23 protein-coding genes are annotated in these 22,682 nt (G+C 44.8%); 15 read left to right on the plus strand and 8 right to left on the minus strand.

The window, feature by feature from the left end; translation table 11 throughout:
* On the plus strand, nt 1-92 hold a 92-nt coding region (locus tag FFR00_RS21730), incomplete at its 5' end, for an integrase core domain-containing protein (RefSeq protein WP_137674858.1).
* Between the two features lie 45 nt (nt 93-137).
* Here the strand turns inward: FFR00_RS21730 and srmB are convergent.
* Nucleotides 138-1,394, minus strand: a complete 1,257-nt coding sequence (gene srmB / locus FFR00_RS18285; protein ID WP_137674859.1) for an ATP-dependent RNA helicase SrmB — start codon at nt 1,392-1,394, stop codon at nt 138-140.
* 145 nt (nt 1,395-1,539) lie between these two features.
* Here srmB and FFR00_RS18290 point away from each other — a divergent pair, with 145 nt between their 5' ends.
* The 3 genes from FFR00_RS18290 (at nt 1,540) to FFR00_RS18300 (ending at nt 5,217) form a co-directional block, all read left to right on the plus strand.
* Nucleotides 1,540-2,214 carry a tRNA1(Val) (adenine(37)-N6)-methyltransferase gene (locus FFR00_RS18290; protein ID WP_137674860.1) on the plus strand — a complete coding sequence of 225 codons (675 nt, stop codon included), beginning with the start codon at nt 1,540-1,542 and terminating at the stop codon, nt 2,212-2,214.
* Between the two features lie 131 nt (nt 2,215-2,345).
* Complete coding sequence (brnQ, locus tag FFR00_RS18295; RefSeq protein ID WP_137674861.1) at nt 2,346-3,653, plus strand: branched-chain amino acid transport system II carrier protein; 1,308 nt, start codon at nt 2,346-2,348, stop codon at nt 3,651-3,653.
* A 196-nt stretch (nt 3,654-3,849) separates the two neighbouring features.
* The gene (locus tag FFR00_RS18300) at nt 3,850-5,217 is read left to right on the plus strand and encodes a methyl-accepting chemotaxis protein (protein WP_161985206.1); all 1,368 of its coding nucleotides are present in this window, start codon (nt 3,850-3,852) and stop codon (nt 5,215-5,217) included.
* A gap of 43 nt (nt 5,218-5,260) precedes the next feature.
* Here FFR00_RS18300 and fldB read toward each other — a convergent pair whose 3' ends face one another.
* Nucleotides 5,261-5,779, minus strand: a complete 519-nt coding sequence (gene fldB, locus FFR00_RS18305) for a flavodoxin FldB (protein WP_137674863.1) — start codon at nt 5,777-5,779, stop codon at nt 5,261-5,263.
* Nucleotides 5,780-5,881: 102 nt separating this feature from the next.
* Between fldB and xerD the strand changes: the two genes are divergently transcribed.
* From xerD to trxC, 4 genes are all read left to right on the plus strand, one after another.
* The gene (gene xerD, locus FFR00_RS18310) at nt 5,882-6,802 is read left to right on the plus strand and encodes a site-specific tyrosine recombinase XerD (protein ID WP_137674864.1); all 921 of its coding nucleotides are present in this window, start codon (nt 5,882-5,884) and stop codon (nt 6,800-6,802) included.
* A 112-nt stretch (nt 6,803-6,914) separates the two neighbouring features.
* Complete coding sequence (locus tag FFR00_RS18315) at nt 6,915-7,703, plus strand: thioredoxin fold domain-containing protein (protein ID WP_137674865.1); 789 nt, start codon at nt 6,915-6,917, stop codon at nt 7,701-7,703.
* 83 nt (nt 7,704-7,786) lie between these two features.
* Nucleotides 7,787-9,508 carry a single-stranded-DNA-specific exonuclease RecJ gene (gene recJ, locus FFR00_RS18320; protein ID WP_137674866.1) on the plus strand — a complete coding sequence of 574 codons (1,722 nt, stop codon included), beginning with the start codon at nt 7,787-7,789 and terminating at the stop codon, nt 9,506-9,508.
* A gap of 27 nt (nt 9,509-9,535) precedes the next feature.
* Nucleotides 9,536-9,967, plus strand: coding sequence for a thioredoxin TrxC (trxC, locus tag FFR00_RS18325; protein ID WP_137674867.1), 432 nt, complete (start codon nt 9,536-9,538; stop codon nt 9,965-9,967).
* A 55-nt stretch (nt 9,968-10,022) separates the two neighbouring features.
* Here the strand turns inward: trxC and FFR00_RS18330 are convergent, their stop codons facing one another.
* From FFR00_RS18330 to FFR00_RS18350, 5 genes are all read right to left on the minus strand, one after another.
* The gene (locus FFR00_RS18330; protein ID WP_137674868.1) at nt 10,023-10,310 is read right to left on the minus strand and encodes a hypothetical protein; all 288 of its coding nucleotides are present in this window, start codon (nt 10,308-10,310) and stop codon (nt 10,023-10,025) included.
* Between the two features lie 36 nt (nt 10,311-10,346).
* Entirely contained in the window at nt 10,347-11,027 is a 681-nt protein-coding gene (locus tag FFR00_RS18335; RefSeq protein WP_137674869.1) for a hypothetical protein, read from the minus strand.
* A gap of 189 nt (nt 11,028-11,216) precedes the next feature.
* Nucleotides 11,217-11,438, minus strand: coding sequence for a hypothetical protein (locus FFR00_RS18340; protein ID WP_137674870.1), 222 nt, complete (start codon nt 11,436-11,438; stop codon nt 11,217-11,219).
* 75 nt (nt 11,439-11,513) lie between these two features.
* Entirely contained in the window at nt 11,514-11,912 is a 399-nt protein-coding gene (locus FFR00_RS18345) for a hypothetical protein (protein ID WP_137674871.1), read from the minus strand.
* Between the two features lie 55 nt (nt 11,913-11,967).
* On the minus strand, nt 11,968-12,714 hold the full coding sequence (locus FFR00_RS18350; RefSeq protein WP_137674872.1) for an SDR family oxidoreductase: 747 nt from the start codon (nt 12,712-12,714) through the stop codon (nt 11,968-11,970).
* Nucleotides 12,715-12,904: 190 nt separating this feature from the next.
* Here FFR00_RS18350 and FFR00_RS18355 point away from each other — a divergent pair, with 190 nt between their 5' ends.
* Both FFR00_RS18355 and FFR00_RS18360 read left to right on the plus strand, forming a co-directional pair.
* The gene (locus FFR00_RS18355; protein ID WP_137674873.1) at nt 12,905-13,300 is read left to right on the plus strand and encodes a heme-binding protein; all 396 of its coding nucleotides are present in this window, start codon (nt 12,905-12,907) and stop codon (nt 13,298-13,300) included.
* A gap of 327 nt (nt 13,301-13,627) precedes the next feature.
* Entirely contained in the window at nt 13,628-16,216 is a 2,589-nt protein-coding gene (locus FFR00_RS18360) for a hypothetical protein (protein WP_137674874.1), read from the plus strand.
* Nucleotides 16,217-16,296: 80 nt separating this feature from the next.
* Here FFR00_RS18360 and FFR00_RS18365 read toward each other — a convergent pair whose 3' ends face one another.
* Nucleotides 16,297-18,201: a sigma-54-dependent Fis family transcriptional regulator gene (locus FFR00_RS18365; protein WP_137674875.1), complete on the minus strand. Its 1,905-nt coding sequence runs from the start codon at nt 18,199-18,201 to the stop codon at nt 16,297-16,299.
* Nucleotides 18,202-18,490: 289 nt separating this feature from the next.
* Between FFR00_RS18365 and FFR00_RS18370 the strand changes: the two genes are divergently transcribed.
* From FFR00_RS18370 to FFR00_RS18390, 5 genes are read left to right on the plus strand one after another with little or no spacing between them, the layout of a single operon-like run.
* Nucleotides 18,491-19,591 carry an ABC transporter ATP-binding protein gene (locus tag FFR00_RS18370; protein WP_137674876.1) on the plus strand — a complete coding sequence of 367 codons (1,101 nt, stop codon included), beginning with the start codon at nt 18,491-18,493 and terminating at the stop codon, nt 19,589-19,591.
* Nucleotides 19,584-20,687 carry an ABC transporter ATP-binding protein gene (locus FFR00_RS18375; protein ID WP_137674877.1) on the plus strand — a complete coding sequence of 368 codons (1,104 nt, stop codon included), beginning with the start codon at nt 19,584-19,586 and terminating at the stop codon, nt 20,685-20,687. The genes FFR00_RS18370 and FFR00_RS18375 overlap by 8 nt, the downstream gene beginning before the upstream one ends.
* Nucleotides 20,680-21,543 carry a carbohydrate ABC transporter permease gene (locus FFR00_RS18380; RefSeq protein ID WP_137674878.1) on the plus strand — a complete coding sequence of 288 codons (864 nt, stop codon included), beginning with the start codon at nt 20,680-20,682 and terminating at the stop codon, nt 21,541-21,543. Before FFR00_RS18375 ends, FFR00_RS18380 begins: the two co-directional genes overlap by 8 nt.
* A 22-nt stretch (nt 21,544-21,565) precedes the next feature.
* Nucleotides 21,566-22,366 carry a carbohydrate ABC transporter permease gene (locus tag FFR00_RS18385; RefSeq protein WP_137674879.1) on the plus strand — a complete coding sequence of 267 codons (801 nt, stop codon included), beginning with the start codon at nt 21,566-21,568 and terminating at the stop codon, nt 22,364-22,366.
* Nucleotides 22,367-22,376: 10 nt separating this feature from the next.
* Complete coding sequence (locus tag FFR00_RS18390) at nt 22,377-22,649, plus strand: DUF2160 domain-containing protein (protein ID WP_137674880.1); 273 nt, start codon at nt 22,377-22,379, stop codon at nt 22,647-22,649.
* Nucleotides 22,650-22,682 lie beyond the last annotated feature (33 nt).

Here is a 22,682-nt window from a genome sequence, read left to right on the forward strand (position 1 = left end):
TGGTCGATGAATCGGTTAAGCTCTACAATGAATATAGGCCTCACGAGGCACTAAAATACAAAACGCCCGATGAAGTGCATCGAGCGTTTTAGTCAATCAAGTGTCAACCCATATCAGGACGGGTCATTGGCTAAGGTTTACTTCTTGGCTTTTTTGGCCAGCTTTTTAGCACGCCCCTTGGCCTTCTTCTTAGCCGCTTTTTTAGCCTCTACTGTTTTTGGCTTTTTCTTCTTGGCTGGCGGCGCTGCAACACGATGTGTCGGGCGCAAGCTGTCAATCACGCGGCGTTTAATCGGTTCATCGGTATAGCGCTCTGCTTTGGCTAACGCGCCCATATCATGCGCTTCGATTAGGTTTACAGCCATGCCTTTACGACCTGCGCGAGCGGTACGGCCAATGCGGTGTACATATACGTCTGGTGTACGAGGCATATCGTAATTAAATACGTGGCTAATCTCTGGCACGTCTAAACCGCGGGCTGCAACATCAGTGGCAATAAGAATCTTCACTTCGCCATCTCGAAAGGCTTGCATCGCTTGGTTACGTTTGTCTTGAGCCATTTCACCGCGCAAGTAAGACGCTTTAATATCGTCACTTTGCAGTTGCTCCGCTAGCGCATATAGGCGGTCACGGGTTTTTACAAAAACCACACAACGCTCGATTTCTTCGTTGAGTAGGTAATGGCGTAATAACTGGTATTTGTGGGCGGCATCATCACAAAAGTGCAATATTTGATGAATTTTAGCGCGTTCTCGGCGCGGTGAATCTACTTCAATTTGCTCAGGGTCTTCCATTACTTTTTCAGCAAAACGTAGCAAACCTGAACCTTCTAACGTGGCAGAGAATAGCGCGGTTTGGCCTCGTTCACTGGTTGCATCACTAATGGTTTCCATGTCTTTAATGAAGCCCATATCGAGCATGCGGTCGGCTTCATCAAGAATGAGAACTTCAATGGCTTGGGTATCAAACACCTTGTAGGTGATGTACTCCATTAAACGGCCCGGCGTGGCAATAACAATATCAATGTTGCCTTTAAGCTGCTCGGCGTGTACATCGTATTTAACTCCACCGGTAATATCGATGGTAGTCAGATTGGTGTGAGCAGTGGCTAAACGCGCCTGCTCGGCAACCTGCATAGCAAGTTCGCGAGTAGGGGTTAAAATAAGTACTCGTCCTGGACCTGCTTTACGGCGCGGGTAGTCCAGCAAGTGCTGAATAGCCGGCAGTAAAAACGCCAAGGTTTTACCGGTGCCTGTGGGGGCGCTAGCCAATACATCTCGACCATCAAGCATAGCTGGGATCGTTTGCTGTTGGACCATCGTCGCTTTTTGCAAGCCCATGTCGCTTACAGCGGCTAATATTTGTGAGTCTAGGTCGAGGTCTTCAAAGGTCATAAATCTACCAAGTTGTCAGGCGCCATCGACTTGAACCAAAAGCGCGGGTCATTTACATTCGCGGCATAGTATAGCGCCAAACAGGGGCAAGCAAGAAGTGATCGAACACAATCAACGACCAGGTTTTACTTTTAAGCAGTTTCACGTGGCTCATGATCAAACCGCAATGAAGGTGGGAACCGATGGGATCCTGTTAGCTGCTTGGTCGCCTCTGCATAATATTAAGCGTGTTTTAGATGTAGGAACGGGCACTGGGCTGATTAGTTTAATCTTGGCCCAGCGATTGGCTGGAGAGGTGGTTATTGATGCCATCGATATCGAAACCGATGCTTGTTCTCAAGCCCAACAAAACGTAGCACATAGTCCTTGGCCCTTGGCGGTTAATGTTCAATTACAAAGTATGCAAAACCATCGGAGCACGCAGAGCTACGATTTAGTTATTTCTAACCCACCATATTTTTCGGCTGGGCAAGTGTTTGAAGAAAAGCGCCAACAAGCCAGGCATAGCGCTAGTTTAAATGCCCAGGCGTTTTTTGCTGCGTTAGCAAAATTAGCCCATCAAAACACTCAACTGGCGGTAATCCTACCTTGTGACGTGGCCGAGCAATGGCTGCTTTTAGCTGCATTGGATGATTGGCATTTAGTGAGGCGTGCTCAAGTTCATTCTTTCGCCAATAAGCCAGCTATTCGCAGTATGTTATTACTTACTAAATCACCGGTTTCGTGTTGCCAGCAAGAGCAAATTCTTATCTATCAACAAGATAAAAGCTATTCTCCTCAGTTCGTTGATCTCTGTAGATATTTGTACCTTAAAATGTGATTTTTGTTGGCGTTGAGTTGGATCAATTATCACTAATGTAGTTCGATATACTGGTTTTATGTTTAAAAGCCATGCTATATACTTCTTTGCTTAAAATTATAAATGATTGCAATCTACAACGAGGAATACACGTGACCAAAGCACTTGGATCATGGAACACAATTAGTTTAGGGATGATGGTATTTGCCTTCTTTTTAGGCGCTGGTAACTTAATTTTTCCGCCTATGGCGGGCATGTTAGCAGGCGATAATTTGCTGTTATCGATGCTTGGCTTTTTAGTAACAGCGGTAGGTTTGCCATTGCTAGGCTTGTTGGCGATTGCTAAAGCTGGCGGCGGCATTGTTCATCTAGGTCGTTATTTGCCAAGTAAAGTGGCCAATGCTATCGCACTGGCTATTTACTTAGTGTTAGTGCCAATGTTTGGTATTCCTCGTACCTGTTTAGTGGCTTATGAGCTAGGTTTTGTACCTTTGGTAGAAAGTGCTAGCCAGCTAACCTTAATTGGCTACTCTCTGTTTTACTTTATTGCAGCACTATTCTTTATTTTACGTCGTGGCGGGCTGATCGACACCGTAGGTAAAATTATTACTCCGCTGTTGGTTATTTGTATCGCAGTGATTGGTGTGAGTGTATTTAGTGCACCGTTTGCCGAAATCGCCCCGGCTCAACAAAACTTTGCTGACATGCCATTTGGTCAAGGCTTTATCGATGGTTACAACACCATGGATGCCTTAGCTGCGCTAATGTTTGGTGTATTGATGATTGATGCGCTAAATGGCAAAGGTGTATCGGGTAAGTCTGAGCAATTTGGTTACTTGGTTAAAGCCAGTTTAATTGCCGCGGTGGGACTCACTCTGTTTTATGTTGTGCTGTTCTACTTAGGCGCAACCGCTACAGGTGTAGCGCCAGAGGCTAAAAACGGTGGCGAAATCATTGTCGCCTATGTTGGCGTGCTATTTGGTGCCAAAGGACAGTTTTTATTGTCTACGGTGGTTGGCTTAGCCTGTTTCACCACCGCTATTGGTGGTATTTCTTCGTTTTCTACTTATGTGAGTGACAATACCAAAATCTCTTACAAGCTCACGGCTATTCTAACGGCAGCGTGTTGTGCGCTGGTTGCTAACATTGGTTTGAATCAACTATTGGTTGTGTCTATTCCTATTCTGATAGGTATTTACCCGGTTGCAGTAGCATTGATTGCCTTTAATTTGTTGGTGGACTGTTTTAATCGCCCACAAATGGCGGCTCGTTTAATTATTGGTGTAGCCGCTATTTTTGGGGTACTTGATGCGATTAAAGCGGCAGGCGTAAATATGGATGCCTTTAATGTACTGCCTGGTTTCTCACAAGGTTTTGCTTGGTTATTACCCACTCTAGCGGCGGTAATGGTTAGCGTATTTGTTCGCGATAGCAAACAACAAGTGGTTGAAACCGCTTAACTGTTAAAGCGCTAGTAGCCCTGCTAGCGCTTTAGTTCTAATTATTCATCATAAAAAATCAACACAATCGGTTAGCTTACGTTTTTTTTGTTTGTCTTATCTCATTAGCTGAACGGCGGGATCTCGCATTCATTCAGCGTGGGTCATAACATGAATGATCATTAATTGCGCAGTGCAATACAAAATGGAGTTTGTCATGAAAGAAGTCCCATTTAGATGGATCGATCGCTATAACATTCATTTAAAGTTACAGGAGAAATTCCTGTTAATGTTTGCCTTTCCGATGTTGGCCTTGGTGGCCATTTTGCTTATTGTATCAAGTAATTTTGAACAGCATTTGGCGCAGGTACATTTGCAAGAAGCGCAATTGCTAAGCCAGGTGATTCAAGCCGAACCAGAGCATCTGCGCAGCGTGTTATCGCGCGCGGGGTATTCGTTACAGCAAAATACAGTGACTTCGCAACACGACGATACCTCAATATTTGATTTGTTTTCGGGATTTCAGTACGCCAGTATCGCGGCCATTTTATTTGTGGCGGGTTTGCTGTTTTATTACATCATGACCTTTATTGGTGGGGCGATGTACCAAATACACAACGCCCTAGATATGCTGGCCAAGGGTGACTTAACCTATCGTTTAAACTATTTTCCTGTACGTGATGAATTTAGCTCTATTGCCATCATTATTGATAAAGTCGCAGAGCGCGAGCATCAACTGGTAAGCGAAACCAATGCCACCAATGGCTTGGTAAAGCAGCTTTGCGAGCAACTAAGCAGTACCAGTGAACAATGCAACAGCCTTAGTGTTCAGCAGCAAGACAGGGTTGATTCGCTGGCAAGTGCTATTGAGCAAATGGTGGTCACTATTCGCAACGTTGCCGCAAACGCTAATGATACCGCCGAGCAAACCGGCCAAGCTAATCAAGCTACCAGTGACGGGCAGCAAAAAGTAGAGCTAACCGTAGACGCCATTGAGCATCTAATGAATGACGTGCAACGGGCGGAACAAGCGGTAACTCAGCTAGAACAGCGCACGCAAGATATTGGCGCAGTGGTCACCACTATTAACTCTATTTCAGAGCAAACCAACCTACTGGCCTTAAATGCGGCTATTGAAGCGGCACGAGCTGGCGAGCAAGGCCGTGGATTTGCGGTGGTGGCCGATGAAGTACGTAGTTTAGCTGGGCGCACCCAGCAAGCTACGGTAGAGATTCAATCGATGATTGAAGAGCTGCAATCTACCAGTTCCGGTTTAAGTTCTACAGTGAAAGAAAGTGTGCAGCGCGGTGAAACCAGCAAAGAGATGATGGGCGGAGTGCACCAAACTATTGCTGATATTCATCAGCGTACTGACATGGTCTCGGCAAAAATCTCTGAGATTGCTACCGCTTCCGAAGAACAAGGTGCGGTAGCCACAGGCATTTCGGATGATACTCATCAGTTGCGTGATCAAACGGTGTTGGTGACCGAACTCGTTCAAGGTTCAGACCAAGCGATTAAGTCTTTGTTAGAACAGGTAGAAGTGCTGGAATTACTGACTAAAGAGCTAAGTATTAAGCGCTAAGGTTTAGTACTCAGTTAATGCGATAACTATTCACATTGTCGTGTTAACTGAGTTCCTTTAGCTCTTGCTTTAACTGCTCACACCATTGATGAATGCGTTCATCACTTTGTTCAAACTGGTGTTCGTCGTCTAGCGCTAAACCATAGAAGAATTCTCCGTCTTCAGTAAGCGCTTTAGAAGCTTCAAATTCGTAACCTTGGTTTGGCCAAAAGCCAATAAAGTTTGCGCCAGAAGGCGCTAATTGCTCAAACAACATGCCCATTGCATCTAAAAACCATTCGCTGTAACCCATTTGATCACCCAAGCCAAACAGGGCGATGGTTTTGTTTTTTAATTCTAGGCCTTCAAGGTTGTCCCATACCGCTTCCCAATCTTCCTGTAATTCGCCATAATCCCAGGTAGAAATACCGAGGATAAGTAGCGAATAATCACTCATTTGCTGCACGTCGCAATCTTTGATGTTGAATACATCAAGGTTGTGCTCAGCAAATTCAGCTTGAATCTTTTCAGCTGCCATTTCGGTGTAACAGGTAGAAGAGCCGTAGAACAGGCCAATGCGCATGCTATGCATCCTTAAAAGCGTTGGAGAGTGCGCGGGCAGTGTACCAAAAGCCTTTAGTAACACCAATATGCTAAGTCTTAGCTTTGTAATGTAGTGAGCGAAATGCCAAGTAAGCAAGTTAAATCAAAAGCCAGCAAAATAGATAATCCGCATATCAACCGTTTTATCGAGCAACTGTGGTTTGAGCATAGCCTTGCCGAAAACACCCTTAATTCCTACCGAAACGATCTTAACCAGCTTGCCTGTTATTTACAGGGCAAACAGCTTGCGATTGAATTAGCTGAAGCATTGGATTTGCAAGGGTTTATCGCTTCGCGATTTGAGTTAGGTCAAAAGCCTGCTAGTGCGGCTAGGCAGTTATCTACCATGCGGCGTTTTTATCGTTTTTTACTGCAGGATAAAATCCGCACTACCGACCCTTGTGCATTGCTGGTTCAGCCCAAGCTGGAGAAGAAGCTCCCCGGTACCCTAAGTGAAAGTGAAGTTGAAGCCTTGTTAGATGAGCCGCAGCTCGATGATCCGATTCAACATAGAGACTTAGCCATGTTAGAGGTTTTGTATGCTACTGGATTGCGTGTTACCGAGTTAGTGAGTTTACAAATAGAACAGGTGAGTTTGCGCCAAGGTTTAGTCAGAGTTGTAGGCAAGGGCGGTAAAGAACGTTTAGTGCCTTTAGGTGAACAGGCTGTCGATGTATTAGAGCGCTATTTAAAACACGCCCGCCCAATGTTACTTAAACAAGAGAGTGATGTATTGTTTCCTAGCTTGCGTGGTAGCCAAATGACCCGGCAAACTTTTTGGCATCGCATTAAGCGTTATGCGAGTTTGGCGGGTATAAATAGTCATTTGTCGCCGCATACCTTGCGTCATGCATTTGCGACCCACTTGTTGAACCATGGTGCTGATTTGCGAGTGGTACAAATGCTGCTAGGCCATAGTGATTTGTCTACTACGCAAATCTACACCCATGTTGCTAATGAGCGTTTACGCTCGGTGTACCAGCAGCATCATCCGCGCGCTTAAATGCGCTAGTAAGCGCTTTGTAATTAAAATTTTTGCATTTAAGCCATAGAGACGGTAAGTTTTGCTGTGTTTGCACGGTCTGCTTAAACACCCCTAATTCGGAGAAGATTTAATGAAATTATCCAAGGCCTTACTGTTGTCGATGAGTTTATTCGGCCTGAGCCTAAATAGCGCGTGGAGTGAAGACGCAGCCCAGTTAAGCGCTGTTAAACTAGATACCAGTAAAACCCAACATGTCATTGAAGCACGTTTAGGGGTAAGTATTGACTCCATTGCTGAAACGCCCCTGGCGGGAATATATGAAGTAGCCACCAGCCAAGGTTTATTTTACGTAAGCTCAGACGGAAACTATTTACTGCAAGGTAGCTTGTTTGATTTAGTGAACCGGATAAACCTAACCGACCAAAGTATGTCTAAGGTGCGTTTAACACAACTGGCTAGCTTTGAAGATGACATGATTGTATTTAAAGCTAAGGATGAAAAACACGTTATTACGGTGTTTACCGATACGAGTTGTGGCTATTGTCGTAAGCTGCATAACGAGCTTTATACTTATAGAGATAAGAACCCAGAAACCAATAAAGTGGAAGACCTTCCAGGTTACACCGACTTGGGTATTACCGTTCGTTACTTAGCTTTCCCACGTGGTGGAGTGGAGTCACCAGTGTATGGTGAAATGCAAAGCGTATGGTGCGCCGATGATAAAACGACGGCTATGAGCGCAGCTAAAAATGGTAGCAACGTAGCACGTAGTAGCTGCGATAATACGGTATTAAAACAGTATCAATTAGGCGAAGCTTTTGGAGTACGTGGCACGCCAGCTATGGTATTGGAAGATGGCACTATGTTACCAGGCTACCGCCCACCTGCTGCTTTGCTTGAGTATTTAGAGCGCGGCTAAACATTAAGCGCCTGTAATTGGGCTCCTGCTTTTTAATTAGAGCGGAGCCTTTTTTATTTACTTCAAAAAAGAGTAAACCAACCGTGTTATTACGCCGCAGAGAAGACCTAGATACCCAAGCATTACCCAAAGACTGGCCAGAGCTGATAAAGCAGGTTTATGCACGCCGTGGTGTAAAAACTGCAGCCGACGTAGAGCGTCGAGCGCAAGCTTTGTTGCCGTTTCAAGGTTTACAAGGCATGGATGATGCGGTGAATTTACTCATCGAAAATCTCAGCGTAAGAAAGAAGATAGTGATTGTGGGTGACTTTGATGCCGATGGCGCTACGAGTACCGCGCTGTTAATGGCGGGATTGCCACAGTTTGGTTTTCGCCCGGTAGACTTTTTAGTGCCTAATCGTTTTGAGTATGGCTATGGTTTAAGCCCTGAGATTGTAGAGTTGGCTGCCGCTAAGGGCGCCGAGCTTATCATTACCGTTGATAATGGCATCTCGAGTATTAGCGGTGTAGAAAAAGCCAGTGCCTTGGGGATCCCGGTATTAATTACCGATCACCACTTACCTGGGGAGCAACTCCCCAAAGCAGCAGCGATTGTTAACCCTAATTTGTCGGCTTGTGCTTTTCCTAGTAAAAATTTAGCCGGTGTGGGCGTTGCTTTTTATTTGCTAATGGCGCTGCGCAGCAAAATGCGTGAACAAGATTTGTTTGCAAAACAAGGTTTGCAAGAACCTAACATTGCCAGCTTATTGGATTTGGTGGCGCTTGGCACGGTAGCTGATGTAGTCCCTTTAGACAGCAATAACCGTATTTTGGTACACCAAGGCTTGCAGCGTATTCGAGCGGGTGCGTGTCGCCCTGGCATTCAAGCCTTAATTGAAGTATCTGGCAGAAATAAAGCCAATATGGTGGCCAGTGATTTAGGGTTCGCTATTGGTCCACGTTTAAATGCTGTGGGTCGCCTAGATGACATGAGCTTGGGTATTCACTGTTTACTGAGTGACGATATTCATCATGCTCGCCAGTTAGCTAGCGAAATGGATAGCCTGAACAGCGAGCGTAAAGATATTGAACAAAGCATGCAGCAGGAAGCGCTGATTAGTGTGAATGAGCTGAGCTTAGATGCCGAATCACTCCCTAAAGCCTTGTGTTTATATCAAGCAGATTGGCACCAGGGTGTGGTGGGATTGGTGGCTTCGCGTATTAAAGAAAAGTATTACCGCCCAGTGTTTGCGTTTGCCGATGGCGATAATGGCGAGGTGAAAGGCTCGGGTCGCTCCGTTGCGGGGGTTCATTTACGTGATTTGTTAGAGCGTATTGATACTCAGAATCCTGGTTTAATTAGCAAGTTCGGTGGCCACGCTATGGCTGCGGGGTTATCGTTGCCGCAAGCGCGCTTTGCTGAGTTTAAAGCGTGCTTAGAAAATACCGCGAAAGATTTTATAGATGAAGAGTGTCTTACTCATATGCTGCTTAGTGATGGCGAGCTGCTACCCGAGCAATTGGTACTCGGTTTTGCTGAAATGCTCAGGGAATCAGGTCCTTGGGGGCAAGGCTTTCCTGAACCATTATTTGATGGCGAATTCGAGCTTTGTGCGCAACGGGTAGTAGGCGAGAAACACTTAAAAATGAGTGTAAAGCTGCCCGGCATGTCGCAAGAAATAGATGCTATAGCATTTAATGTGGATCGAAGTATTTGGCCAAATGCCAGCCTAAAACAGGTGCAGTTGGTTTACAAATTAGATGTAAATGAATTTAGAGGGCGCCGCAGTGTGCAGTTAATGATTGAGCATTTAGCGCCACTGTAAGTTGCTCGTTATTGGAGAATGAAATAAATGTCTGAATCACTCATCGTTATTTGCCCTAGTTGTAACGCAGGTAATCGTTTGCCTCAATCGCGTATTGGCGAACAGGCTAAATGTGGGAAATGCAGTGAAGCCTTATTTAAGGGCGAGCCGATAGATACGGATGAAGCAGGTTTTGCACGCCATATTGGTGGTGAGTTACTCGTTATCGTCGACTTTTGGGCACCTTGGTGTGGCCCATGTAAAAGCATGGCCCCAGCCTACGAACAAGTGGGCAAGCAGTTTGCTCACCAAGCACAGTTTTTAAAAGTGAATACTGAAGAGCAACAAGCCTTAGCGCAGCGCTATCAAATTCGCTCTATTCCCACATTGATGTGCTTTAAAAGCGGTAAACTGCTCGGACAACAAGCAGGGGCTTTACCTGCCCAAGCTATGCAGCAATGGATTGAGCAGTTTGTGTAATGAGTCAAAGCTGTATCTAGATAAAATGCCCAGCACATCGCTGGGTATAGTTTAGTTAGTTGGTCGTTAAGTTATGAAGGTGAGTGATGGCTTTAATCGCATTATCGAAAGAAAAGGCAACATTGGGCTCGGTGAGCAAAAGTGTTTCTAAGCTTTCGGGCTCAACTAATACAGCTTGGTGAATAGCACCATTGTAATCAATTAGGGCCCAGTCTATTGCCATGTAAGCGCCCGCATACTCGTAGGGAGAGTTAATTCTTACAATAGCTAAATTAGCTACAGTGTCATGTTTTACTGTCCAGCGACTATCACCTATCTCGATGGTATCGTCGCCTATCAACACGTAGTTAACTTGCCCAGGAAGAATCAATTCAGCAATTTACTCTAAAGTTTTTCCCTCGATAGAACCATTGCTGATGAAGCTCTCTTCGTCACTGACATCCACCATAATTAAGGGAACGGTAGGATAAGACACCATTTTGTAGCCATATCCTGCAAAGTTAGCGTCATCCCAGGTCCAGGGGACATCGCTAATGTTTAGCGCAGCATTTAATGCGCCTTGTTTAGATAGATCAACTTGCTCTGCGTAGATTTTAAAATTAACGTCCAAAATAGCACTGGATACTAACAAGTAATCATCAACCACTTGCATGTCATCGCCGTCATTAAAGAACTCTGTTTCAGGAAGAATATTCCATGACGTTCCATTCCAAACATTTGAGGTAAGTGAACTTGTCTCCGACTGCTGCTCTTCAAAAGTGTTGTCACTCATCGAATAAGCAATGGAGTAAGGCTGAGGATCTTGGGCAAATACTTCGATATTGATGGTATCTTCATCAAAATGGTTGAGCGGATCGTTGGAGACGTTAGCGATGTAGCTTTCATCCCAGCTTAATATCTGTTGGTACTGCTCTAAGCTCAACCTGTTAGGTGAAAACTCACCAGGAGTAGTCGGGGGCGTAGTGGGTTTGTTTGCGATTGGCGTTCCATCATCACCTCCGCCACATCCTGCCAAGGTTAAACTGATTGCTATCGTTATGGCACTTAAGGTTTTATTCATGTTTATTCCGTTAATACTTCGAATGACGTCATTGTCTTAGATTCAAAAAACGCACGATAATGACATAAAAGTTATTAGCTGGTCTATTGTTTTGTAAGATGGTTAGTGGTGGCGTTATGTGAGGCGATAGAACTAGGCAAGATTACAAAAATGGGCTGATAAGTAAGTGACTTAGCAGCGACAGACTAACTATTGGCTATTGTTTTTCATTAGCAGCAAGGTCAGTACTATTTTACTCGGTACCATCAGTAATAAACCCAGACCAATAGTAACGGCGATAATCTGCACACCACGAACGCCCATTGATACGCTAATGTTGGAAAATAGTGCTAAACCCACGCCCAGTATCACTAACGCTAAACCTATAGCGATTACGATATACAACAAATATGTCCAAGCCTTTTGAGTCATTGCTAGTGTCTATGGTTTGAGCGATGACGACTATTATTGAGCAGTAAAATTTGGTGTGCTTTGCGCTAGCGCAGGCTAAGGCTGATTGCTTACAACCTCAAATTTCCCCTTGCTGCTTATGGTATCTAATACTGCAATGTTGTCTTGCCATAATAGCTTCCCTTCCACTCGCCAGCGGGAGTTTAAGTTTGGATTGCTGGCCGCTGGAGCGATAATAATCACCGAGAGAGCTTGGTTGGGTAAAACTTTAGCATGTATATAGAGGGTATTGTCTTGTAATGGGCTAATACCTTTCACCACAATGCTTCCTTCTGCCCAAGCTGCAGTTTGACTGCTTAGTGCTTGCTCTAGGGCTAGTTTAGGGAGTTTCTTAAATGGGCTGGCTGGGGCCCAAGTGTAGTAGCAAAACAAAGCAATTAATAAGGCTAATACAAAAGGGATGCGTTTATCGATGACTCGAGGATCTTTTACCATTTTTCTCACTTATAACGTCATATTACTTAGTCCAGCATAACTGAGTTTTAGGCACTTAGCGCCCACCAGTTACATCCAAAATACTACCAGTTACGTAAGACGCTTTATCTGAAATAAGCCAAGCGATCGCTTCGGCTATTTCTTCTGGCTCGCCGCCTCGCTGTAGTGGAATTGCACTTCTTAATCGCTCAATACGATTTGGCTCGCCACCATCTGCATGCATTTCTGTGTGTATAAACCCAGGACGAACACCATTTACGCGTATTGCTTGCTCGGCTAATTCGAGAGATAAGCCTTTGGTTAGCGTATCTATGGCACCCTTGCTTGCTGCATAGTCAATGTATTCAAAAGGCGAACCTACACGAGCCGCAGCTGAAGATACATTAACAATGCTTCCTCCAGATCCGCCATGGCTAGTTCCCATTCTTTTAATCGCGTATTTACAGCACATGAATGCACTCGTGACATTAACGCTAAAAAGCTGATTAATTCGCTGAGCGTTCATTGCTTCAAGCCGCATTTGAGGAAACAACATTGCGGCGTTGTTGACTAGCGCGTTGATTGGCCCAAGCTGCTGATCTATATGATTAAAAAGTTGCTCAACTTGGTGTTCATCACTGATATCCGCTCTTATGGCAATGGCGGTACCTCCTGTAGATTGAATACGTTCTACGACCTCTGATGCTGCGGCTTGGTTTTTCTTATAGTTGATACATACCGAATAGCCTTGTTCAGCGAGCAAACATGCCGTGGCTGCGCCTATTCCTCTGCTCGAACCGGTCACTAAAGCAACCTTGCTCATCCATGCTCTCCTTCGCTTCAACATTTTATTCTATGCTAGCAAGCTTAACACCTTAACTGAATAGCGTTACAGCTCGTATTAAGTGGCGAACCTTCGAACTATTGTGCGAGACATTTGAGTGTGAAGCATTGGTTTTAAGCCTAAACCTTTCTAGACTCAAGCCACTTATTGTTACTTGAAGAGATTTATTATGGATATTACCTTTGACCTTGCCCGTGCATTGACTGAAAAAGCTTTAGGCCTTGCTAGTGAGAAACAAGCAAGTATTGCGGTAGCAGTAGTAGATGCACATGGTGAGTTAGTGAGTTTTGCGCGTATGGATGGTGTCGCATTTCATGCTGCGGTGTTGGCCCAGAATAAAGCCTATACGTCGGCGCGTGACCGCCAACCTACCGCCAATTTAGCTGCTTGGGCTCAAGAAACTGGCAAAGATATGGGCTATTGGAGTGATGCTCGTTTTACAGGTATTCAAGGCGGCGTGCCAATTTATCAACATGACCAAGTGGTTGGAGCGCTAGGTATTAGTGGCATGAGTGAGCAAGATGACGCTACTTTAGCTCAAGCCGCAATCGATACCTGCGTTTAATTCAGATCAAACTTTTGTCACGAAGCGCAGATCTTTAATTTGCGCTATTGATTAATCTCTCATATTATTCCCCGTTAATCTTATCCGTCAACTCGCCTATAGATTGTCTTAAAGGCGTAATAGGCTTGAGTAATAGTCCTTAATCTTGGTGAGTTTTAAGGTTTACTTTTCTTTAACACTTGAGAAACGTAGGTTTACCTATAGCTTAGTCATTTTATTTGGATACAAAGTGGCAACAGCTTTGCTTGGTTAGATTAGGCATTTAGCTGCCCACCTATTGGGCATGGCTGCTTTGGTAGTTACAGCAATGAAATACAGGGAAGTAATATGATTGTTCAAATTAACAGGCTTTTAAATCAATTTCTTAAAATGAGCTTGGTTACGTCGCTGTTGTTATTAACTGCTTGTATAGATGAAGAGGAAGAAGTATCTCCTGTACCTAACTCCGATGCAGCAGTGCAGGTTAAAAACTTGCGCCTACAAGAAGGTACTACAGAGCTTGCCGTTGGTGACTCCTCTCAGTTGGTTGTTAATGCTGACTACAATAATGGTACTACCAAGCCTTTGCCTAAATCAGGCCTTATTTGGCGCTGTGAAGGCTTTGCTGTAGATATTAGTTCAAGTAGTGAAGTGAGTGCTGTCAAAGCTGGTGAGTCAAACTGCATTGTTTCATTTAGTATGTTGCAACTCGCAGTAGATTTTGTCGTCGCAGCAAATGATAATCCGACTTCACCAGGAGAAGGTGATACGACTTCACCAAGTGATGTTCGCAAGCTTCGTTTAGGTGCTGGGGAAACATCTTTGAAAGAAGGTGACACCTCTCAATTAGTTGTTAACGGTGTTTATGCTGATAATTCAACTACGCCTATAGCAAACTCTGAGCTTGTTTGGCAATGTGATAGCCCAGCAGTGAATATTAGCGCCACTAGCTTCTTAAGTGCATATAAAGCTGGCGAGTCTATTTGTAAAGTCAGTTGGAACGCGTTGACGCTCTCTGTAAACTTCGTAGTAACAGCCAGTGAAGTCCTACCTGATTTTATTAGTACCATTCCTCAAGGGCATTTGATTCTTCCTTTGGCTACTAAGCAAGACATTAAGCTTACCGGATACTTCTCCAATGGCACCAGTGAGTCTGAGCCTTCTGACGCAACATTGAGCTGTGATACTAGTAACGTTAGTTTAAGTGCAGAGAATGTGTTGACCACCGAGAGTGTTGGCCAAGCCACTTGTACCGCTACTTGGAAAGAAAAGACTGCTCAGCTTCTGGTCACTGTGGTTGATTCTGCCGCTACCCAACGTAAACTGTCTCTGGCTTTCCTCGACCACCTACGTTTTTCCGATGAAGATTACAGTAAATTCACTGCTTGGGTAGATAAAGCGGTGGAAGGTAAACCAGGTTATGGCTTTTCACCGACAGACGCCATTTATATGTACTACCTAACCCAAGATAAAAAGTATATTGATTTAGCGATTGCAGATGTCGAAGCGCAAGTGGTTGCAGCTGAAGCCAAAATGGCTGCTAATGAGAAGCCTGCTGTTAGTGCAGATTCTTACCTACATGTTGGTAACTACATTTCTAAGCTAGCTTATGCTTATGACTATGGTTACGAGTTACTTAGTGAGAGTCAGCGAAAACGATGGGAAAACTACGCCGAACAAGCGATTTGGAATGTGTGGAATCATAAAGATGCGGAATGGGCGGGTAATTCCTTTTCATGGAGCGGTTGGGCGACTACTAACCCAGGCAATAATTACCATTTTAGTTTCCTGAAGGCGACTATAACTTGGGGGGTGGTTACTCAAAATGACACATGGTTAAACCTTTTAAGCAACGATAAACTGCCAAAGTTGGTAGCGTACTATGACCAATTTGAGAAAGGTGGTAGTCGAGAAGGAACCGGTTATGGTGTTGCTCAGCGCGATCTGTTTGAATTGTACCAAATATGGAAAGATTCAAGTGGCGAAGACCTTTCAGCCCAGTCTGTTCATTCTAAGGAGACTATCGATTACTGGATACACGCAACCACTCCTCCCCTAGAAATGTTTGCCCCGATTGGCGATCAGTCTCGAGTTTCTAAACCAAAGTTATTTGACTACCATGAAAACTTGATACACCGAGCTGCATCTTTAAATATTGGTACAGATGAAGCTAAACGCGGTAAGTGGTGGCTAGATAATAACTCAGTAAATCCAATTGTTTATGGGTTTAACTTAGATACCACATTGCTACAGCAAGAGCTTAATCAACTAAAACCAACCGAGTTGGTATATCACGCGACCGGTGCTGGGCACTTGTTTGTTAGATCTTCTTGGGAAACCGATGCTACTTGGCTATCTGCAGTCGCGGGTATTTATGATGAGTCTCATGCCCACCGTGATCAAGGTTCGTTCAGTTTGTATAAAGATGATTGGTTAGCGGTAACACAAAACATTTGGTCACACAGTGGCATCCATCAAGAATCTGAAGTACATAACATGGTGCGTTTTGTCGAAGATGGTGAAACCATTTTGCAAAAACGCCGTACTGAAGCGACCATGGATTACACAGTTAATGGCGCTGAAACTATTATCAACATGGATTTAAGCCAAATCTATGCGGCTTATGATTCAGTGACGTCATGGCAGCGCAAGATTAACTTCACTGCAAACCGAGTACTGGTAAGTGACCAGTGTGTTGTAGCTGACAGTGTGTCGGCTATTTGGCAAATTAACCTTCCTGTAGAGCCCATTGTTAATAATGATGGCACCATAACTGCTGGTAATTTACTTATTACTCCTATTGCCCCCGCTAATCCTTCACTAAATATTGTGAACTGGCAGGATGTGAATGAGAAAGAGTATAAAGATCCACATTATAAGTTAGAGCTGCAAGGCGCTGGCTGTAACTATCAAGTACAGTTAGATGTATTGAATTAATCATCTAAACAGTAGATAAAAATAGGGAGCCGATATGGCTCCTTTTTTTATTGTTTGATAGTTATTATTACGCAGCGAAGCTACTTGTAACCACTCTCTCTTAAGCGCTTATAAACAGTGTTTCGGCTTACACCAAGCTGCTGAGCGGTTTTAGATATGTTGCATGATAGGGATTGATAAACCGCAACAATATCTTGAGTGCTGGAGCTTTTAGTTGGGTGTTCGGCGTCGTTGCTGAGCGGTTCTGCAGAAGGCGTAAAGGCTTCCACATTGTTATTCTTGCTGTCTAAGTCAGCAAAGAAATCATCGGGTAAGTGTTGAAAATCGATGGCTTGATTGTCAGACATGGCCTGTGCAATTTGAATCACGCTGACCAACTGGCGAATGTTACCTGGCCAAGGGTGCTGGCAGAAACTCTGCATAGCACGTTCGGTAATTAAGCCATCTTGTGGCGTCTCAGCGTAATAATTAAGTAAGAACTGAATCAAGTGTTGGCGGTCACTGCGGTGGCGTAACGCAGGTAACTCTATGTTTAAACCGCTGACCCGATAATATAAATCTTGGCGAAAACCGCCGGCTTCTACCTCATCTTTTAAATTACGATTAGTCGCCGATACCAGTTTAAAATCTACAGGGTATGACTCAGTGCTGCCCAATGGGTTAACGCGGCGCTCCTGCAGTACGCGCAATAATCTAGCTTGCACATTTAAGGGCATGTCGCCAATTTCGTCTAAAAACAAAGTGCCTTTATCAGCTTTACGTATTAAGCCAATATACCCCTTATTGCTTGAACCTGTGAACGCCCCTTTTTCATAACCAAATAGCTCTGACTCGACCAACTCTTGGGGAATAGCAGCGCAATTTACCGTTACCATATTTTGTTTACTACGCAGGCTAGATTGGTGCAGCGCTTTTACAAACACTTCTTTGCCTACACCGGTTTCGCCGCGGATCAATATTGGGATCTCTTTATCAACAATACGCTTACTTTGTGCCACGGCTTTCGCCATTACCGGATCGCCGAGGTTGAGGTCATCTAACAAGAACGGCTGTTTCTTATCGCCTTGCTGGCTATCTGTGTTGGTATCAGTTTTCAACAGCGTCCTAAAGTCTAAGACCCTAGGTTTAGCTTGTTTAGGTTTGTGTAAAATGCCATGCACTCTAAATTGCTGACAGGTGAGCAAAGGAACTTGAAAGCTCTCTGGCTGGTTAATGAGCTGGCTCACGCTTATGTCGAATAATTCACTGATATTTACCAGTTTTAAATCTGTTGCTAGCACCAGCTCTGCTCTGCGATTGGCTGAGATAACGAGTCCATTCTCGTCAAATACAATCAATGCAGACCATTGGCTATCTATGTTTTCGGGGCTGGTATTAAAACGCAGTAAAAAGTGTTCACTGTTAAAGTGGGAGATAATGAGTTGGTTTTCTACCGCTTGTGACATGATTTTTACCATGCCTAAGGTATGAGATTCAGGTAGGTAGGTATCACTAGAGATATCGATTACGCCAACCATTTCTCGGTCCACTCCAAAAATAGGTGCAGCAGATCCGGTCATAAATCGATTGGCCACCAAAAAGTGCTCATCGTGATGAATTTGCACCACACTCCCTGTTTTTAGTGCGGTACCAATTGCATTAGTTCCTAATGCCGGTTCTTGCCAGCCGGTACCTGGAGCAAAAATCTCTTGGTGTTGTTGCTTAAAGCGCTGCTCCCCCCAGCTTTTTAATACGTAGCCTTGGTGATCTGCCAGCATTACTTGGCTGTTGCTGTTAGCTAAAAGGTTCTCGTAATAAGGCAAAACTTGGTGATGGGTGGTTTCTAACAGTTGATGATGCTGCTCTAACAAGCAAGACAAATCGCCCGCAGATTTATGTTCAACCTCCGGCTCACTGTGGTGGCTTAACCCCAAGTCTCGGCAACGCTGCCAAGAGTGTTTGATTAGTGCTTCATGCTCCAAATACCACTGAGTTTTTTCGCTCATTTTCGTCCTTTAATCAGCATCACATCAGTAAACGTGAACTTGATCAGGGCTGAACTTTCGCATACGAACATTATTTGGTCAAAACTGATTAACAAAATGTTCACATTGATCACGTTTTATGAACATGTTTAATTTCAATAAAAGCTTTAGTTAAAATTAAACCCTTTTAAATCAGTATCTTGATGAATTATTGAATGTGGCACGGCTCTAGCAATTATCTTCGTAGATTTGCGATTGTGAACACAGCGCGAACATTGTTTAGCGCTAAGTAAAAGGAGAGCCCCCACCCATGTCACTGACATTGGAAAACGTTACACGGATGGTTGACGGTCAATACTACATAAATCAAGCCAGTCTCAACTTTGAGCCGGGGTCGTTTAATGTATTACTTGGTCGCACCTTATCGGGCAAAACCAGCTTGATGCGATTAATGGCGGGTTTAGATAAACCCAATACTGGTCGAGTACTGATGAACGGATTAGATGTCACCGGAGTGTCGGTACAAGAACGAAATGTATCGATGGTGTATCAGCAGTTCATTAATTATCCCAACATGACGGTTTACGACAACATTGCTTCACCTTTGCGTTTAGCTAACGAATCGGAAACGCTGATTAACAAGAGGGTGATGGAAACAGCAGAAATGCTGCACATTACTTCTTACCTATCGCGTTTGCCTTTAGAGCTTTCTGGCGGCCAGCAGCAGCGTACAGCCATGGCAAGAGCCTTGGTAAAAGATGCCGACATTATTTTATTTGATGAGCCTTTGGTGAACTTGGATTACAAGTTACGTGAAGAGCTGCGCCAAGAAATGCGAGATTTGTTTGCTCAACGCAATACCATTGCGGTGTATGCCACTACCGAACCTAATGAGGCTTTAGCTCTAGGCGGTACCACCACCATATTGCATGAAGGGCGCATTATTCAAAGTGGCCCCACTGCTGAAACCTACCATTCGCCGTGCAATGTAACAGCTGCGGCGTTGTTTAATGAGCCACCGATTAATCTCATCACCGGCAAAATGAGCGCCACTGAAGTGACCTTTGATGACAAAGTGCATTTTCCTCTTAATGCTGACTTAAAAGCCTTGGGCGAGGGGGATTATCAGTTTGGTATTCGACCAAGCCATTTGAGTTTATTGCCTAAAAATGACGATGATCTAGAAATCTCGGTGCAAGTTGAGTTGGCTGAGATTTCGGGCTCCGAAACCTTTTTACATGTACGTAATGAGCACTTCCAATTGGTGCTGCATTTATCTGGCGTGCATTCCTACCATGTGGACGAAAAAATAAAAATCTATGTGCCTACCCACAAATTACACGTGTTTAACGGTGACGGGCAACTAATTCAGGCTTCGAGCCGTCGTATTGAGGACCATTATCATGGCTGAGATCCAACTTAAATCACTGGCTCACTGCTATGACAAGCAAGCAGACGAACCACTCTATGCCATTAGAGAGATGAATCATGTGTGGCAAAAGGGCGGAGCATACGCGTTGCTTGGGCCATCGGGTTGCGGAAAATCAACCTTGCTCAATATTATTTCTGGTCTGCTAGAACCCTCGGACGGGGAGGTTTTATTTGATGGGGTGAGGGTGAACGACATTCCGCCGCAAGAGCGCAACATTGCTCAGGTATTCCAGTTTCCAGTGGTGTACGACACGATGACGGTATTTGATAACTTAGCCTTTCCGCTGCGCAATATGGGCGCTAGCAAGGCCAAAGTGCAATCTAAAGTAGGGGAAATTGCTGAGATCCTCGATCTCACCGCGGTGCTCAATAAAAAGGCTGCCAACCTAAGCGCCGATGAAAAACAAAAGGTGTCGATGGGGCGTGGCTTGGTACGTGATGATGTATCAGCAATTTTGTTTGATGAACCGCTCACAGTCATTGACCCACACCTTAAGTGGAAGTTGCGCCGGAAGCTCAAGCAAATTCATGAGCAGTTCAACATTACCATGGTTTACGTGACTCACGATCAGCTAGAAGCCTCAACCTTTGCCGACAAAATTGCCGTGATGTACAACGGCCAAGTGGTGCAGTTTGGCACCCCGCGAGAGCTGTTTGAGCAACCTAACCATACCTTTGTAGGCTACTTCATTGGCAGCCCAGGGATGAACTTGATGGAAGTTGAGCGTTGCGAGCAAGGTGTGTGTTTTGGGCCACAACAAATTGCCTTAAGTCCAGTCGAGATGGCTGCGGTAAACGCAAGTCAGTCCAATAACCTAAAAGTAGGTATTCGCCCTGAGTTTGTGCATGTATGGGACAAGCCTAATGGCGATGCTTACCAAGCTGAAGTGTTGTTCGTAGAAGACCTAGGCACCTACAAAATCCTCAGTTTAAAGCTGGGTGAGCAGGTGATTAAAGCCCGCTTACAAGAAGACCAACGCGTACCGCAGCAACATGCCTACATTAGCTTTCCCGAACAATGGTTGATGCTGTACATCGATGAATACTTGGTAGCCAAGGAAGACAATCATGATTAAACCCTATACCAACAAAGCGTGGTACTTGGTCTTGCCAGTATTTGCGCTGGTGGCTTTTAGCGCCATCATCCCCTTGATGACGGTGGTGAACTACTCGATTCAGGATATTTTTGATGCCAATACTCGCTATTTTGTGGGCACCGAATGGTATCGAGAAATCCTTAACGATACTCGCTTGCACGATTCACTGGTTCGACAGTTTATTTTCTCTGGCTCGGTATTGTTAATTGAAATCCCATTGGGCATTTTAGTGGCGTTAATGATGCCTGCTCGCGGCCCTGGTTCGGTAGTGTGCTTGCTGGTATTGGCCTTGCCTTTGTTGGTTCCTCTGAATGTGGTAGGCACCATTTGGCAAATTTTTGGGCGGGCTGATATTGGTTTATTTGGCTGGGCCTTAAATAGCCTTGGTATCAACTACAACTATGCGGCAAACCCCATGGACGCTTGGTTTACCGTGTTGCTGATGGACGTATGGCACTGGACTTCGCTGGTGGCTTTGCTGTGTTACTCAGGCTTGCGGGCCATTCCTGATGCTTACTACCAAGCGGCGCGAATCGACCGTGCGTCAAACTGGGCGGTATTTCGTTTTATTCAGCTTCCTAAACTTAAAAACGTGCTGCTGATTGGCGTGTTATTGCGCTTTATGGACAGCTTTATGATTTACACCGAACCCTTCGTGCTCACCGGTGGCGGCCCGGGTAACTCCACCACATTTTTAAGCCAAACCCTAACCAAAATGGCTGTAGGTCAATTTGATATCGGTCCGGCAGGCGCGTTTTCCATCATTTATTTCTTAATCATCTTGTTAGTCAGCTGGCTGTTCTATACCGCCATGACCCATAACGACGGTAAGTAAGCACTAGCGAAAGGATGCAACTATGAACATTAAAAAAACACTAGGAATGGGCGCTTACATCTTGTTCCTACTGTTACCGATTTATTGGTTATTGATTATGTCGTTTAAGAGTAATCAGGAAATTTTGGGCGGCTTAAGTTTTTGGCCTGAACATTTCACGTTGGCTAATTACATCACTATTTTCAGTGACGCCAGTTGGTACATGGGCTACGTCAACTCAATTTACTACGTGTCGCTAAACATGGTGATTACCTTAGCGGTGGCATTACCCGCGGCTTATGCCTTCTCGCGGTTTCGTTTTATCGGCGACAAGCACCTGTTTTTTTGGCTGCTTACCAACCGAATGGCGCCTCCGGCGGTATTTTTGCTGCCCTTCTTTCAGCTTTATTCGTCGGTAGGTTTGTTCGATACCCACATTGCAGTGGCCTTGGCGCACTGCCTATTTAATGTGCCGTTGGCGGTGTGGATCCTCGAAGGTTTTATGTCTGGTGTACCAAGAGAAATTGATGAAACCGCCTACATCGACGGTTATAGCTTTCCGCGTTTCTTCGCCAGAATCTTCATTCCACTAATCCGCTCTGGCATTGGTGTCACCGCCTTCTTCTGTTTCATGTTTAGTTGGGTGGAGCTGCTACTGGCGAGAACTCTCACCTCGGTAGACGCGAAACCCATTGCCGCAGTAATGACTCGCACCGTCAGCGCCTCGGGCATTGATTGGGGCGTGCTCGCGGCAGCAGGCGTATTAACCATTTTACCTGGCGTATTGGTTATCTGGTTTGTGAGAAACCATGTGGCGAAAGGTTTTGCCCTCGGACGGGTATAGGAGAAACAACATGAATTGGATGGCTTGGACGACTCCATCAGCATTATTTTTTACCGGCATTGGCTGCATTTTGTTTGCCATGACTTGCTGGGAACTAAAGAGCCCTTGTGTGGCACGTAAAGGGTTTTTACCGATCACTACCACCCGTGGTGACCGATTGTTTATTGGTTTATTAAGCAGTGCGTTTATTCATCTTGGTTTTATTGGGATGACTGAACTGAGCATTTGGTTACCGTTTTCGGTAGCGGTGGTGTGGCTGTTTATTGTGATGAAATGGGGGTGACCTGCACACAATTTGAGAGCAAAAAAGGATGTG

This window comes from Agarivorans sp. Toyoura001, from assembly GCF_005405585.1.
Lineage (GTDB): Bacteria > Pseudomonadota > Gammaproteobacteria > Enterobacterales > Celerinatantimonadaceae > Agarivorans.

What these genes read in the sequence shown, in the direction of transcription:
- srmB (WP_137674859.1), bottom strand. Translation starts at nt 1,394, where the DNA reads ATGACCTTTGAAGACCTCGACCTAGACTCACAAATATTAGCCGCTGTA.
- FFR00_RS18300 (WP_161985206.1), top strand. Translation starts at nt 3,850, where the DNA reads ATGAAAGAAGTCCCATTTAGATGGATCGATCGCTATAACATTCATTTA.
- fldB (WP_137674863.1), bottom strand. Translation starts at nt 5,779, where the DNA reads ATGCGCATTGGCCTGTTCTACGGCTCTTCTACCTGTTACACCGAAATG.
- xerD (WP_137674864.1), top strand. Translation starts at nt 5,882, where the DNA reads ATGCCAAGTAAGCAAGTTAAATCAAAAGCCAGCAAAATAGATAATCCG.
- FFR00_RS18315 (WP_137674865.1), top strand. Translation starts at nt 6,915, where the DNA reads ATGAAATTATCCAAGGCCTTACTGTTGTCGATGAGTTTATTCGGCCTG.
- trxC (WP_137674867.1), top strand. Translation starts at nt 9,536, where the DNA reads ATGTCTGAATCACTCATCGTTATTTGCCCTAGTTGTAACGCAGGTAAT.
- FFR00_RS18335 (WP_137674869.1), bottom strand. Translation starts at nt 11,027, where the DNA reads ATGAATAAAACCTTAAGTGCCATAACGATAGCAATCAGTTTAACCTTG.
- FFR00_RS18340 (WP_137674870.1), bottom strand. Translation starts at nt 11,438, where the DNA reads ATGACTCAAAAGGCTTGGACATATTTGTTGTATATCGTAATCGCTATA.
- FFR00_RS18345 (WP_137674871.1), bottom strand. Translation starts at nt 11,912, where the DNA reads ATGGTAAAAGATCCTCGAGTCATCGATAAACGCATCCCTTTTGTATTA.
- FFR00_RS18350 (WP_137674872.1), bottom strand. Translation starts at nt 12,714, where the DNA reads ATGAGCAAGGTTGCTTTAGTGACCGGTTCGAGCAGAGGAATAGGCGCA.
- FFR00_RS18355 (WP_137674873.1), top strand. Translation starts at nt 12,905, where the DNA reads ATGGATATTACCTTTGACCTTGCCCGTGCATTGACTGAAAAAGCTTTA.
- FFR00_RS18360 (WP_137674874.1), top strand. Translation starts at nt 13,628, where the DNA reads ATGATTGTTCAAATTAACAGGCTTTTAAATCAATTTCTTAAAATGAGC.
- FFR00_RS18365 (WP_137674875.1), bottom strand. Translation starts at nt 18,201, where the DNA reads ATGAGCGAAAAAACTCAGTGGTATTTGGAGCATGAAGCACTAATCAAA.
- FFR00_RS18370 (WP_137674876.1), top strand. Translation starts at nt 18,491, where the DNA reads ATGTCACTGACATTGGAAAACGTTACACGGATGGTTGACGGTCAATAC.
- FFR00_RS18375 (WP_137674877.1), top strand. Translation starts at nt 19,584, where the DNA reads ATGGCTGAGATCCAACTTAAATCACTGGCTCACTGCTATGACAAGCAA.
- FFR00_RS18380 (WP_137674878.1), top strand. Translation starts at nt 20,680, where the DNA reads ATGATTAAACCCTATACCAACAAAGCGTGGTACTTGGTCTTGCCAGTA.
- FFR00_RS18385 (WP_137674879.1), top strand. Translation starts at nt 21,566, where the DNA reads ATGAACATTAAAAAAACACTAGGAATGGGCGCTTACATCTTGTTCCTA.
- FFR00_RS18390 (WP_137674880.1), top strand. Translation starts at nt 22,377, where the DNA reads ATGAATTGGATGGCTTGGACGACTCCATCAGCATTATTTTTTACCGGC.